Genomic DNA, 13,263 nt, shown 5'->3' on the forward strand with positions numbered 1-13,263 from the left:
AAATCATGCTATAATTGACTTATGAACGAAGCAAAACTAAAAGACGGAGAACGCGTCAACCAGCTCTTTTCGACAGATGTCAAGATTATTCAAAATAGTGAGGTCTTTAGCTATTCGGTAGATAGCGTACTTCTTTCCCGCTTTCCTAAGTTGCCTCAGCGGGGGTTGATTGTCGATCTCTGTGCTGGAAACGGCGCTGTCGGACTTTTTGCCAGCACTCGGACCAAGGCCAAGATTCTAGCAGTCGAGATCCAGGAACGTCTGGCTGATATGGCCGAGCGCTCCATTGAGCTCAATGATTTGACTCAGCAAATGCAGGTCATTCAGGACGATCTGAAAAATCTAGGACGCTATATCACTGGCAGCAAGGTTGATATGATTCTCTGCAATCCTCCATATTTCAAAGTGGACAAGCAATCCAATCTCAATGAAAGCCAGCACTACCTTTTAGCCCGCCATGAAATCTCAACAAATCTGGAAGAGATTTGCAAGATTGCCCAGCGAGTCCTCAAATCCAACGGTCGTCTTGCTATGGTCCATCGACCAGAACGCTTTTTAGATATTTTAGATACCATGCAAGCCCATAACCTGGCTCCCAAGCGCATCCAGTTTGTCTATCCAAAGCTGGGCAAAGAGGCCAATATGCTGCTTATCGAAGCAATTAAAGATGGTTCCAGCGACGGTCTAAAAATCCTGCCTCCTCTCTTTATTCACAATCAGGACGGCAGCTACACTCCGGAGATTCACGAGATTTACTATGGAAAATAAAGCATATATGTACGTGCTTGAATGCGGGGACGGCTCCCTCTATACCGGCTACACAACGAATGTCCAAGCCCGACTCAAAAAACATCAAGCTGGCAAAGGAGCCAAATACACTCGCGCTCGCCTGCCAGTTATCTTACTTTACCAAGAAGAACACCCTAGCAAGCCGGCTGCCATGTCGGCTGAAGCCCTCTTTAAAAAGAAAACTAGACAAGCCAAACTGGCTTACATCAAAGAAAGGACTCAAAATGCCTGAAATCCAGTTTAAAGGCGACTTTCATCATATCGAAATTTCCCCAGACAGCCAGCTCGATATCGGTCAAGATGTCATCTTCCAATCTTTTACCAGCCTCAATGTAGCAAGTGGCGCACAACTCAAGCTAGGAACCCGGGTTTTCTTCAATGACCATTGCACTGTCCGCTGTCAGCACTCTATCGAAATCGGCAAGGACACCATGTTTGGTGATGGCGTCCGTATTTTTGACCACAATCATCAGTATTCTAATTACCATATCGAGAAGATTGATTATAGTGTTGCGCCAGTCAAGATTGGAGCTAACTGCTGGATTGGGGCCAATACTGTGATTCTCAAAGGTGTGACCATTGGCGATAATGTCATCATTGGAGCCAACAGCTTGATTTTCCAGGATATTCCCAGCAACTCTATCGCCATGAGCAAGGAAGAGCTTATCATTAAGGAGCGTCCACAGGGCAATTTCCATGCCTTCACGCTGACAGCTTCTGATACCTTGGAACAATTGGCTTATTTAGCAGAAAATCTGCCAGAATTAGAATTTCACATAGCTGCTAAGACCAATATTTCTCCTTACTTAGCCAGCTTTAATGACTATCCCAATATCAACCTCTACACCAATATCCACCAGGATGACTTTATTGAAGACTTGCTCGATAGGGCGGATATTTACTTGGATATCAATCACTGGGGAGAGGTAGACCAGATTGTCCAAAGGGCTATCAGCAAGGGGAAGCCAGTTTTAGCTTTCCGTCAAACTGCCCACCAGCCTGAAGAAAATACTTTACTTTTCGAATCGGACCAACCCCAACAAATGGCTAATGAAATACGAAAATTATTGAAAGAAAAGTCTAGGACATAAAGATCCTAGACTTTTCTTTTGCAGTCGATATGTATTTTATTAACTTTATTCACCAGCAATTCCATTTGGAATGATAACTTCCTTGAGTAACTGCTCTTCTTCTTTGATACGGACATAGAGGGTGATACAGTAGAGCGGGAAGAGGATGAAAAGAGCAAAGTAGGCATGACTGAGCAGGGCCAAGCCCACCAATTCTGGTACAACATTCAGGAAATAATTAGGGTGTTTGACATTGCGAAAGAGCCAGTGGTCAACAAACTTATGATCCTTAACCAGCATAAGCTTGATGGTCCAAACTGGTCCCAAGAGCTTGGCAACAAGGTAGAGCATAAACATAGAAAAGAGTAACAAGACAGCTCCCAGTAGGCTCACAAAGTCAAAAGCTGGCTTCTTCAGCAGCAATTCCAGAAAGCAAACCGCATAAAAAAGCATGTGCAGGTACTTCATGATATTTGAGTTTTTCACCCCGTACTCCATGCCTCCCTTGGCCAGAATATCCTGCTCATTCTGAGAGGATTTCCTCAAAAACACCAAACGAAAAAGCGACACAGCCACAAAAATCACTATATTGATTGTCATAAGACCTCCTAAAATTTAATAATACATTTTATTATATAAGGAATTCTGCAGCAAAGTCAAGACTGTTGTTTACAAAATGAGATAAAGATATAAAAAAGCTGCGACTAGAATTTCTAGACAAAATCCCAGTCACAACCTCTATAAAATATTTATTTGAAGCAAGTTTCTCTCACCGGTCAGACATCACAAAATTTCAATATAGGTGCTGTATTTTTCCTTGACTTTCGGAGCGATATTGTCGTCCGTCACAACTGCACTGAGGTTGTCCAGCCGGTAAAAAGAATAGAAAGAATAGCTGTCAAACTTGCTGTTATCGGCTACAATGTATTTGCTGATGGCATTGTTAAGGATAATCGCGTCGCCGTTGCCTTCCTCTTCATTGCTGGTCGTAACATTATGACCGTCAATACCATTCGCCCCAATAAAGGCCTTAGAAACCTTGATTTCTTTCAAAAGATTATTGGCAAACTGACCGACAAAGGTTTGAGTCTTAGCCCGATAGCGTCCGCCAATCAGAATTAAATCTAAATTGGCTCTTTCTTTTAACTTTTCAAAAATTGGTAGCGAATTGGTGACGATGCTGATATTTTTGCCATCCAAATAGTCTCCTATAAAATCCGTTGTGGTGCCTGACCCAATAAAGACCGTATCCCCGTCAACAATCAAATCCGCACATTTACGGGCAATCTGCTTCTTCTCCTCAACATTCAGCATTTGCTTTTCTGAGTGAGAAATCTCGTTGAGAGCATTCTTGACCTTCTTATGGGCTCCACCATGAACACGGGTCAGCATGCCCTGCTTCTCCAAATCAATCAAATCCCGACGGATGGTCATATCCGTGACACCCAGCATTTCCTTGAGGTTTTTAACAGCAACCACACCTGTTTGATCCAGTTCTTGCAGAATGATTCTATGTCTACTTTCTTTCATTTTACATTCTCCTTTTACTCCTGAATTTCTTACAGACTCACCTTCACCTTATTATACAACAGTTCCAGCATATAAACAAAGATTTGTGAATTTTTTTATTTTAAATAGCTAATATGTTGAATTTTGATGTCGAAATTAGTTGAAATACTTTGAATCCTGTTCTATAGCAAAAACACCAGAAACAGTTCAAAGCAGAAATAAGGAGGCTATAATTTACTTTGATAAACAGGACTGCTTCAATCAGCATGATTAAGGAAACTACATTGGCTCATACTTATATTTCTGCAGGACTGAGAATAAGAAGATTTATTGAACAAACGAAAAGAGAGAACTTGCATTCTCTCTCGACGCTAAAATTGTCGCCAACTCTAATTAATAATCTGCCTTATTTATCACCCTTGTTACGGATAACAAAGCCGGTTTTCTTCTCGCTAGAAGTATTGCGAGGTTTCTTGTGATCCTTGCGGTAGCGATTTTCTTTGTCAAAACGCTCGTCTTTGCGACCTTTCTTAAATTGGTCACGACGACCACCTCGGTCACGGCGATTGTCATTGCTGCGACGATTGCTATTTCCGCCACGACTGCCCTTGCCTTTTCCGCCAAAGCCGCCGCCAGACGGTTTAAATGGCAATGGTTTTTCACGGGCAATTTCTACTTCAGGAAGGGCATCTGGATCCTGCACCGTCAAGCTGAGGATATACATAGCCAGCTCTTCTGGGCTGAATTCTGCTGCCAGCTTGCGGGCATCCTTGCCAAATTTCTCAAAGTTAGAACGGATGCTTTCATCCGCAAAATCGCGTTCAATCTTCTTAAGAGCAACTTTTTTCTTAGCTTGGAAAGCTTCTTCTGCAGTCGCAGGCTTGAGGCCTTTCATGCGCTTCTTAGTCAGATTTTCGATAATCTGCAAATAGCCCATTTCATTTGGCGCTACGAAAGTAATAGACTGACCTGACTTACCAGCACGACCAGTCCGACCAATCCGGTGAACATAACTTTCTGGATCCTGCGGAATGTCATAGTTGTAGACGTGGGTCACACCAGAAATGTCCAATCCACGTGCGGCCACATCTGTCGCCACCAAGACATCCAAATTTCCGTTTTTAAAGTCGCGCAGAACGCGGAGGCGCTTGCCTTGGTCCAAATCACCATGGATACCCTCTGCTCGGAAACCGCGGATTTTCAGACCGCGAGTCAGCTCATCCACCCGGCGCTTGGTCCGACCAAAGACGATTGATAGCTCAGGCTGCTCCACATCCATCAGGCGGGTCATGGTATCAAATTTTTCATTTTCTTTGACACGGATATAATACTGGTCTACAAGCTCCGTCGTCAGCTCTTTAGCAGCAATCTTGACATGCTCAGGCTCCTTCATAAACTTGACACCGATGCGCTTGATAGCATCCGGCATGGTCGCTGAAAAGAGCAAGGTCTGACGCTCTTCTGGCACACGGGAAATGATAGACTCAATGTCTTCCAAAAAGCCCATGTTAAGCATTTCGTCCGCTTCGTCCAAGATTAAGGTTTCAATCTGATTCAGCTTAAGAGCCTTGCGTTTGATTAAATCCAAGAGACGACCAGGTGTTCCTACGACGATATGAGCACCAGACTTGAGAGCCTTGATTTGCTTTTCGATGCTGGAGCCACCGTAGACAGAACGCACCTTGACACCCTTGCTGCGGCCAAAACGGAAAAGCTCTTCCTGACTCTGCACAGCCAATTCACGGGTTGGAGCAATAATCAAAGCCTGCACAGCAGGATTATCTGTATCAATCTTCTCCAGAGTTGGGAAGCCAAAGGCCGCTGTCTTTCCTGTCCCTGTCTGGGCCTGACCAATGACATCCTTACCTGCCATAGCAAGTGGAATTGTCTGCTCTTGAATAGGGCTTGCTTCTACAAAGCCAGCTTTTTCAATCTCTGCTAGTAATTCAGTAGATAAATGTAATTCATTAAATTTCAATGTTCTTCTTCTTTCTAAAGGCGGTGCGAAGCCACCTTATAAGGCTTTTGATACTCAACTATCGAAACATAGCAAGTGCTTTTCCCTTGCTAAATCTCGATTTTCTGAGAGTATTCGCTCTTCTCTTCATAAATATGGTCTCTCAAGTCTAGGCACTAAAAAAGCGCCGACTCGGTCGCTAGTTCCCACTGAATAGAAAAACTGTATTTCTGCAACTAATCTAGTATACCACAAAAGTACCTAAAAAGATAGGACTTGCCTGTAAAATATTTTATTAGAGATTTCTTTTGTAAAAAATGAAAACTTGAAAATCATTTTCAAAAACATTATAATCTACAAAGAAGAAAGGAGACAGGTATGAATAAATTTTTACGAGTGATTTTCATTTTACTAATCTTAGCTATGCTGGGCGCAGCTACAATCCAGATTTTCCAGCCCCAGCTCTTGGGCAATGAGTCCATCTATGGTCTAGCTCCCTACTGGCAGCGGGAAATTGGTTTCTGGAATCTGGCTATTCTGCCTTTAGTCATTGCCGCCAACATAAAGTATGATTGGTTCTATCTGCGTATGACCTTGCTAGCACTGATTCTGGGTGGGCTGGGCTTTGGCACCAACCATCTGCTAGGCTATCTGGAAAAGGCGAATCAAGCCAACCTACTGGGATGGATTGAAAATTATCTGCTAGTCTTCTGCTGGATCATCGGCTGGGGACTGGAATATCGAAAAAGACAAAAAAGTGATGAAGAGACCGTCTAGATAGGCAGTTTCCTCATCGCTTTTTTCTTCATTATGGACACTTTTCTATATTAGCTACTAGCTCCTCAGCAAATTGACTAGTGGTCAAGGCTGGCACTCCTTCCAGCTGACTGGCAAAATCGCCTGTCACTTTTTGCTCAAAGAGAGCCTTCTCAATAGCCTTAGTCAGGAGATGAGATGCCTCCGACCAACCAATGTAATCAAAGAGCATGACCCCTGATAAGATAAGAGAACATGGATTAGCCTTATTTTGACCCGCTATATCTGGCGCCGTTCCATGAGTTGCTTCAAACATAGCATGACCAGTCTCGTAATTAATATTGGCTCCTGGCGCAATACCGATTCCGCCCACCTGAGCAGCCAAGGCATCGCTGGCATAGTCACCATTTAGATTGGTCAAAGCGACAACGTCGAATTTCTCTGGATAGAGCAGAATCTGCTGCAGAAAATTATCCGCTATGACGTCCTGAATGACTAATTTTCCAGCAGCAAGCTCGTTCGCATACTCTCTTTGAGCTAGTTCATAGCCCCATTTCCGAAAACCGCCCTCTGTAAATTTCTGGATATTGCCCTTGTGAACCAGAGTGACACGCCTTAGTCCTTTGGCTAGTGCATAGTCAATAGCTGCCCGTATCAGCCGCTCACTGCCCTGCTTAGAGATAGGCTTGATCCCAATAGCAGAGCTTTCTGGGAAGCGAATCTTGTCAACCTGCATATCCTTCTGCAGGAAATCGATAACCTTTTTGACGGCAACCGTTCCACTCTCCCACTCAATTCCTGCATAGATATCTTCTGTATTTTCCCTAAAAATTGTAATGTCAGTCTTCTCTGGGTGCTTGAGCGGACTGGGAACTCCCTTGAAATAACGAACCGGCCGCAGGCAGGCGTAAAGATCCAATTCCTGTCTCAGGGCCACATTCAAGGAACGAACCCCTTCTCCGACTGGGGTTTCTAGCGGCCCCTTAATAGCCACCAGATGACTCTTAATCGTTGCCAGCGTTTCATCCGGTAGCCAGTCACCCGTCAGGTCTGCTGCTTTTTTCCCAGCCAGAACTTCCTTCCAAACAACCTTTCTCTGGCCGCCATAAGCCTTTTCCACTGCCTTATCAAAAACCAGCTGGGCATTTTCCCAGATATCCACTCCAATCCCGTCACCTTGGATGTAAGGAATAATAGGGGAATCCGGCACCTGCAACCGCCCTTTCTCAAACAAAATCTTATCTGCCATTTTATCTCCTTCCAATGGGAAGATACTCCAAACCTTGAGCACCAATATAGTTAGAACGTGGCCGAATCAGCTTATTGTTCTTGCGCTGTTCCTGAATATGGGCAATCCAGCCAGCCACCCGACTCATGGCAAAAATCAGGGTATAGATACTGCTGTCAATGCCTAACACATGGTAAACTGTAGCCGAATAAAAATCGACATTCGGTATCAGGTGCTTGGTATGCTTCATATAGGCTTCAATTTCCTCCGAAAGCTGATACCAGACCTCGTCCTTGGTTCCCTGTGTCAAGTCCTTGGCCATTTGACGCAGGTATTTTTCACGCGGATCTTGGGTCTTGTAAACTCGATGACCAAAGCCCATAATCTTCTCGTGAGAGGCCAGCTTACGGTCTAGGTAGGCTTGGCAATCCCCTTCCTCTCTGATCTCTTTCAGCATATCAAAAACACATTCATTAGCGCCGCCATGAAGGGAGCCCTTGAGCGCTCCAACGGCTGCTGTCACGCAGGAATAAATATCGGTCAAGGTTGAGGCACATACACGAGCCGCAAAGGTTGAAGCATTGAGTTCATGGTCTGCATGGAGCACCATGGCGCAGTTAAAAGCCTTGACTTCAAGCTCACTCGCCTCTTGTCCTTTGAGCATATAAAGGAAATTAGCCGCAAATCCCAAATCCTCCCGCGGCTCGATTGGTGTCTGACCCGACCTCAGTCTGGCAAAAGCCGCAATAATGGTCGGCATCTTTGCCATAAGTTGGATGCTCTGCTCATAGGTTGCCTCAAGAGACGCTTCCTCAGCATGGACATTATAAACGCCCAAAAGACTTACCGTTGAGCGCAAGACACTCATGGGATGAAGGTGCTTGCGGGACTGGATAAGGATGCACTGCTCCACTGCATCGCTAATAGCATAATTAGCTCGCAGATCTTCTTCAAAATGCTTGAGCTCAATCTGAGTCGGCAAATGCAAATGCCAGAGCAGATAAATCACCTCTTCAAAACTCGCATGGTGCTCTACCAATTCAGAAATATTGTAGCCTGCATAAGACAAAGAATCATCCACAATCTGGCTAATCCGAGTATCACAGGCAATGGTATCTTTCAAACCGTCCGTCTGACTCATGCTCACACCTCCTCTAATTTCTTTCTAACGACCATGGGCAAAATCCCTCCATTTTCATAGTAACGGATATCCGCCTCTGCATCAAAGCGCAGCCGAGCTTGAAAAGCTATTTCTTCAGAACCCTTTCGAGCTACCACATCAACTAGCTGGCCAACTTGCGGGTTCTGTGGCAGATTAATATCGAAAGTCTCCTTACCTGTTAAGCCTAGACTAGCTGCATTTTCACCCTCTAGATACTGCAGAGGAAGAATCCCCATCATGACCAGATTAGACCGATGAATACGCTCAAAACTCTCTGCCAGCACCACCTTGACACCCAAAAGATTAGCCCCCTTAGCTGCCCAATCACGGCTGGACCCCATACCGTAGTCTTTACCAGCTAGGACAATGGTATCAATTTGCTCTTCCTTGTAGCGCATGGCCGCCTCATAAATGGATAGCAACTCTCCTTTATAATCTGTGTAACCACCAATTTTTCCATCTGCCAGTTCATTTTTAATCCGAATATTGGCAAAAGTCCCCCGCATCATGACCTCATGATTGCCCCGACGGCTGCCATAGGAATTAAACTCTTGGTAATCCACTCCATGCTCCATCAAATAGGAAGCTGCTGGGCTGTTTCTGGCAATATTTCCTGCTGGGGAGATATGGTCTGTCGTCACCGTATCCCCAAATTTTGCCAGCACTGCAAGATTTTTCAGTGGCTGAATGACTAAATCATCAGCTAAACCATCAAAATAAGGTGGATTTTGGATATAGGTAGAAGCCTGATTCCACTGATAATTTTGAGAAGAGGCTGTCGGAATCTGATTCCATTTTTCATTGTCGTCAAACACATGGGCATATTCTTTTTCAAAAAGCTGTCGCGTCACATATTTTTGAACATAATCAGCAACCAAGTCATGCTCCGGCATCAAATCCATTAAATAGACTGGCTGCCCTTTTTGATCATAACCCAACGGCTCACTAGTCAGATCGATATTGGTATTTCCAGCCAGAGCATAGGCAACTACCAAGGGCGGACTAGCTAGGAAATTGGCCTTGACCAATGGATTGATCCGTCCTTCAAAATTCCGATTTCCTGAAAGAACAGCACTAGCCAGCAAGTCAGTATCCATAATCACTTGAGCCACTTCCGGTCGGAGATTTCCTGAATTTCCAATACAAGTGGTGCAGCCATAGCCGACAAGATTGAAACCAAGCTGATCCAGATAGGTCTGAAGACCACTCTTCTTGAGATAGCCTGTAACCACCTTGCTGCCAGGAGCCAAAGAAGTCTTGACAGTCTTTGAAACGCGTAAGCCTTTTTCTACTGCGTTCTTGGCTAAAAGCCCTGCCGCTATCAAGACATAGGGATTAGATGTATTGGTACAGCTAGTAATGGCAGCGATAGCCACATGGCCCGTCTTAATCTTCTCCTCATGATCAGAAAATTGAACCACTGCTGACTTTTCCAGCTCGCTCTCATCTAGACCAAAGCCTCGGACCCCCGCTTCTCTGACTAGACTAGCTTGAAACTCCTCTTTAGCAGCTGTTAATTCAATCAAATCTTGGGGTCGCTTGGGGCCTGAAATACTCGGAACAATGCGAGACAAATCAATTTCGACTACCTTGGTATAGTTCGGCTCAACCTTTTCATCATAGAAGAGGTGATTTTTTTGAGCATAGAGACGGGTCAGCTCGATATGATTTTCTGACCGATTGGTCAGACGCATGTAATTGAGCGTTTCCTCATCAATCGGAAAATACCCACAGGTAGCTCCGTATTCCGGCGCCATATTAGCCACTGTTGCCCGGTCAGCCAGACTTAGATTAGACAAACCAGGTCCAAAGAACTCAACAAATTTGCCAACAACATTTTCCTGCCGCAAGATTTGCGTGACCTTTAGAGCCAAATCCGTCGCTGTCGCAATCTTAGGCAGCTTGCCCAAGAGACGAACACCAATCACCTCAGGAACTGGGAAATAAGAAGCCTCACCTAACATGGCAGCCTCGGCCTCAATCCCACCGACTCCCCAGCCCAGAACACCAATCCCATTGATCATGGTCGTATGACTATCCGTCCCAAACATACTGTCTGGATAGAGTTGGCCCTCCTTTTCAATAATGACATCACTGAGAAATTCGATATTGACCTGATGGATAATCCCGGTAGCAGGGGGAACCGCACGATAATTATCAAATGATTTTTCTGCCCACTTGAGAAATTCGTAGCGCTCATTATTGCGGACAAACTCTTGGTTCATATTGGCCTCCAGAGCTGTGTCACAGCCATAAAAGTCCACCTGAACACTGTGGTCAATAACTAAATCAACCGGAATCTCTGGATTAATCTGATCGGCCTGACCTCCCTGCCAGACAATAGCATCGCGCATACTAGCCAAATCCACCACGACAGGAACACCTGTAAAATCCTGGAGAATGACTCGACTAGGCTTAAAAGGAACTTCTCCGCTTGGTGATTTAGCTTGATAATGTATCAAAGAGATAATGTTATCTTTTGTTACGTCAATACCATCTTCCTTACGGAGAACACTTTCTAATAATATTCGTATAGAATAAGGAAGTCCTTCTATATCCCCTCCTAGTAGAGCAGAGGCTTTATCAAGGTCTATATATTGGTATAATTTGCCTTTGTAATTTAAATTGCTTAGGTATTCTGCCATATTTCTACCCCTCACTTATTTTAAATTGTTTTATATTATACTTTATTATGAAATTTTATGCAATAAAAATTATAATTTTTATGTTATATTTTATTACATAAAACAACAGTTTTTTAAATATAGGCAAACTGTACTAATGATTATTTTTCCCAAGCACGAAAAAACAAGCACCATTCTCGGTACTTGTTATAGGTAAAATAATTTCAAATGCTTACTTCTTATTGGCTAACCATTTAAGAAGCTTGGTTAGAAGTCCCCAGATGATTAGACTAATGACAACAATATAAATCCAGGCGTTTTTATCATTAGACAAGGGCAGAGGAACATTCATACCAAAGAAGCCCGTAATAACTGCAAGTACTGCCAGAAGGACCGAAATAATGGTCAAGACCGTCAAATTGTCATTCAGATTGTTATTCAGGATATTATTGTAGGAGCCAGAAAGCTGACTGAGAACTTGAGCAATCAGATCGGTCATGGAGACGAGCTGACGAGCCTCAATCATAGCATCCTCAAACTGCTCAGTTTCTAATTCATCAAAACGTCGGTAAATGCCATGACTTTTGATATGCTCTAGGAGCATGCGATTCTGCTTTGCTGCAGCAACTAGATAGACCATAGAAGTTTCCAAGTCGGACAGGGCAAATAGGTGTTTTTTGGTAGTGGTCTGACGCAGGAGAGCATTAATCTCATCCTTACGCTTGTCCATCCGCTCAACAACCGGATAGTAAGAATTGGAGATTAACTCTAGACTAGCAAAGAGAAACTTATAGACCGATACTGGCTCATGACGCTCAGTATAAGACTTCATCATATCCACAACATAGGCATTGTCTTGGTTGCTGATCGTAATGAGCCGTCTCTGTTGCACCACAAAGGTCATAGGAATCGTCTCATAATGTTCCTTATCTGTCGCCAGATTAAGGACATTGTAGATAAAGACAACCGTTCCATTCTCACGATTGTAGTCCATGTGAGCCCGCTCGTTCTTATCGAGTGCATACTCGATGGTCTCTTTATCAATTTCATAATCCTGATAAATCCGGGCATTCTTTTTAAAACTATCTGAGTCAATGTTGATCCAGACAGACTGATCTTTTAGTTTTCTTTCCAGAAACATGGAGCTCCTTTCTACGAGATAGAATGATTCTCTAATAAACTATCCCCCAACTTCCTAAACTGTTCTTGCAAGTAAATATGCAATGTCAAGGCACAAAACCAAGCAAATTAACTGCCTCGCCTGATAAGATTAGTCAAGCGGCTAGCAAGGGGCCAACTGAACTCGGCCTTAGTAACTTTAGTTTGTTATACAATCATAACAATCCCATTCACTACGACACGAAAAGGCGAAAACGAACTTTTTTCGCCGATGAGTTAGCAAAGCTGTTAGCTAGTCCACCTAATTGCGGCTAGCATCCAATATAGGGAATCGCTTCCCATTGTATCTGCTGCAATATCTCAATAGGAATCGCATACTACTCCTCAAACAGAACTGCAACTTACCTAGTATATCACAAAAGTATATAAAAAGATAGAACTTGAATATAAAATCTTTTCTCTTTAACACTCATTTTGAAACAAAACGAAAAATTGAAAATCACTTTTAAAATAGTTGAAATTGATAGGAAAAGGAGGCGAACTATGAATAAATTTTTACGTGCTATATTTATTTTGGTTATTCTAACTATGCTGAGCGCTGCAATCATCCAAATTTTTCTACCTCACCTTTTAGGCGAGAAATCAGCTTATGGTCTATCTATTCATTGGCAGCGAGAAATCGGCTTTTGGAATCTAGCCATTTTACCCTTGCTATTAGCAGTCAAGCTCAAGTATGACTGATTTTACCTACAGATGACCCTACTAACACTGATACTAGGAGGACTAGGTTTTGGTACAAACCATTTAATGGGTTATCTAGAGCGAGCCAATCAAGCTAATTTGGTGGGCTGGATTGAGAATTATCTGCTCGTGCTTTTGTGGATAATTGGATTAAGCATTGAAATGAAAAAAGAAAGAAAAGCGCCCAAGAGACTTCTCCTGATTAGAGAAATCTCCTAGTCGCTTTGGGTGTTTTTATTAGCAATCCGTTTCAAAACTTTAGTGAGAACTAACGCAAAACAGCTTTAGCTAAAGTAATGGAATGTTGT

General features: G+C 43.4%; 11 protein-coding genes and 1 pseudogene. 5 read left to right on the forward strand and 7 right to left on the reverse strand.

The annotated features are described in order from the left end of the window. The first annotated feature begins 21 nt into the window (after positions 1-21). Genes K4H96_RS02555 through K4H96_RS02565 form a run of 3 tightly spaced genes read left to right on the forward strand, consistent with a single transcriptional unit; the run spans position 22 to position 1,880 of the window. On the forward strand, positions 22-768 hold the full coding sequence (locus tag K4H96_RS02555; RefSeq protein WP_002900845.1) for a tRNA1(Val) (adenine(37)-N6)-methyltransferase: 747 nt from the start codon (positions 22-24) through the stop codon (positions 766-768). Next, positions 758-1,021: a GIY-YIG nuclease family protein gene (locus tag K4H96_RS02560; RefSeq protein ID WP_002900846.1), complete on the forward strand. Its 264-nt coding sequence runs from the start codon at positions 758-760 to the stop codon at positions 1,019-1,021. The genes K4H96_RS02555 and K4H96_RS02560 overlap by 11 nt, the downstream gene beginning before the upstream one ends. Continuing rightward, complete coding sequence (locus K4H96_RS02565; RefSeq protein WP_002900847.1) at positions 1,014-1,880, forward strand: DapH/DapD/GlmU-related protein; 867 nt, start codon at positions 1,014-1,016, stop codon at positions 1,878-1,880. Before K4H96_RS02560 ends, K4H96_RS02565 begins: the two co-directional genes overlap by 8 nt. A gap of 45 nt (positions 1,881-1,925) precedes the next feature. Here K4H96_RS02565 and K4H96_RS02570 read toward each other — a convergent pair whose 3' ends face one another. The 3 genes from K4H96_RS02570 to K4H96_RS02580 form a co-directional block, all read right to left on the reverse strand. Next, positions 1,926-2,459 (reverse strand): isoprenylcysteine carboxyl methyltransferase family protein, encoded by a 534-nt coding sequence (locus K4H96_RS02570; RefSeq protein ID WP_002896094.1) that lies wholly within the window; start codon positions 2,457-2,459, stop codon positions 1,926-1,928. 183 nt (positions 2,460-2,642) lie between these two features. Then, a complete protein-coding gene (locus K4H96_RS02575; protein WP_002900848.1) occupies positions 2,643-3,389 on the reverse strand; it encodes a DeoR/GlpR family DNA-binding transcription regulator in 747 nt (248 codons plus the stop codon). 385 nt (positions 3,390-3,774) lie between these two features. Continuing rightward, positions 3,775-5,346, reverse strand: a complete 1,572-nt coding sequence (locus tag K4H96_RS02580; RefSeq protein WP_002915658.1) for a DEAD/DEAH box helicase — start codon at positions 5,344-5,346, stop codon at positions 3,775-3,777. Positions 5,347-5,703: 357 nt separating this feature from the next. Between K4H96_RS02580 and K4H96_RS02585 the strand changes: the two genes are divergently transcribed. Then, a complete protein-coding gene (locus K4H96_RS02585) occupies positions 5,704-6,102 on the forward strand; it encodes a hypothetical protein (RefSeq protein ID WP_061589218.1) in 399 nt (132 codons plus the stop codon). Between the two features lie 31 nt (positions 6,103-6,133). On the opposite strand, the gene icd is transcribed toward K4H96_RS02585, so the two are convergent. The 4 genes from icd to K4H96_RS02605 form a co-directional block, all read right to left on the reverse strand. Continuing rightward, on the reverse strand, positions 6,134-7,345 hold the full coding sequence (icd, locus tag K4H96_RS02590; RefSeq protein ID WP_223337531.1) for an NADP-dependent isocitrate dehydrogenase: 1,212 nt from the start codon (positions 7,343-7,345) through the stop codon (positions 6,134-6,136). Then, positions 7,332-8,450, reverse strand: a complete 1,119-nt coding sequence (locus K4H96_RS02595; protein ID WP_223337530.1) for a citrate synthase — start codon at positions 8,448-8,450, stop codon at positions 7,332-7,334. The genes icd and K4H96_RS02595 overlap by 14 nt, the downstream gene beginning before the upstream one ends. A 2-nt stretch (positions 8,451-8,452) precedes the next feature. Next, positions 8,453-11,116, reverse strand: coding sequence for an aconitate hydratase AcnA (gene acnA, locus K4H96_RS02600; RefSeq protein ID WP_223337529.1), 2,664 nt, complete (start codon positions 11,114-11,116; stop codon positions 8,453-8,455). A gap of 211 nt (positions 11,117-11,327) precedes the next feature. Next, positions 11,328-12,236 carry a magnesium transporter CorA family protein gene (locus K4H96_RS02605; protein ID WP_223337528.1) on the reverse strand — a complete coding sequence of 303 codons (909 nt, stop codon included), beginning with the start codon at positions 12,234-12,236 and terminating at the stop codon, positions 11,328-11,330. 521 nt (positions 12,237-12,757) lie between these two features. Here K4H96_RS02605 and K4H96_RS02610 point away from each other — a divergent pair. Beyond that, a pseudogene (locus K4H96_RS02610) lies at positions 12,758-13,174 on the forward strand (hypothetical protein). Positions 13,175-13,263 lie beyond the last annotated feature (89 nt).

Origin of the sequence: Streptococcus sanguinis (genome assembly GCF_020729765.1) — a bacterium.
In the GTDB taxonomy this organism is placed as follows: domain Bacteria; phylum Bacillota; class Bacilli; order Lactobacillales; family Streptococcaceae; genus Streptococcus; species Streptococcus sanguinis_Q.

What these genes read in the sequence shown, in the direction of transcription:
- K4H96_RS02555 (WP_002900845.1), top strand. Translation starts at nt 22, where the DNA reads ATGAACGAAGCAAAACTAAAAGACGGAGAACGCGTCAACCAGCTCTTT.
- K4H96_RS02560 (WP_002900846.1), top strand. Translation starts at nt 758, where the DNA reads ATGGAAAATAAAGCATATATGTACGTGCTTGAATGCGGGGACGGCTCC.
- K4H96_RS02565 (WP_002900847.1), top strand. Translation starts at nt 1,014, where the DNA reads ATGCCTGAAATCCAGTTTAAAGGCGACTTTCATCATATCGAAATTTCC.
- K4H96_RS02570 (WP_002896094.1), bottom strand. Translation starts at nt 2,459, where the DNA reads ATGACAATCAATATAGTGATTTTTGTGGCTGTGTCGCTTTTTCGTTTG.
- K4H96_RS02575 (WP_002900848.1), bottom strand. Translation starts at nt 3,389, where the DNA reads ATGAAAGAAAGTAGACATAGAATCATTCTGCAAGAACTGGATCAAACA.
- K4H96_RS02585 (WP_061589218.1), top strand. Translation starts at nt 5,704, where the DNA reads ATGAATAAATTTTTACGAGTGATTTTCATTTTACTAATCTTAGCTATG.
- K4H96_RS02595 (WP_223337530.1), bottom strand. Translation starts at nt 8,450, where the DNA reads ATGAGTCAGACGGACGGTTTGAAAGATACCATTGCCTGTGATACTCGG.
- acnA (WP_223337529.1), bottom strand. Translation starts at nt 11,116, where the DNA reads ATGGCAGAATACCTAAGCAATTTAAATTACAAAGGCAAATTATACCAA.
- K4H96_RS02605 (WP_223337528.1), bottom strand. Translation starts at nt 12,236, where the DNA reads ATGTTTCTGGAAAGAAAACTAAAAGATCAGTCTGTCTGGATCAACATT.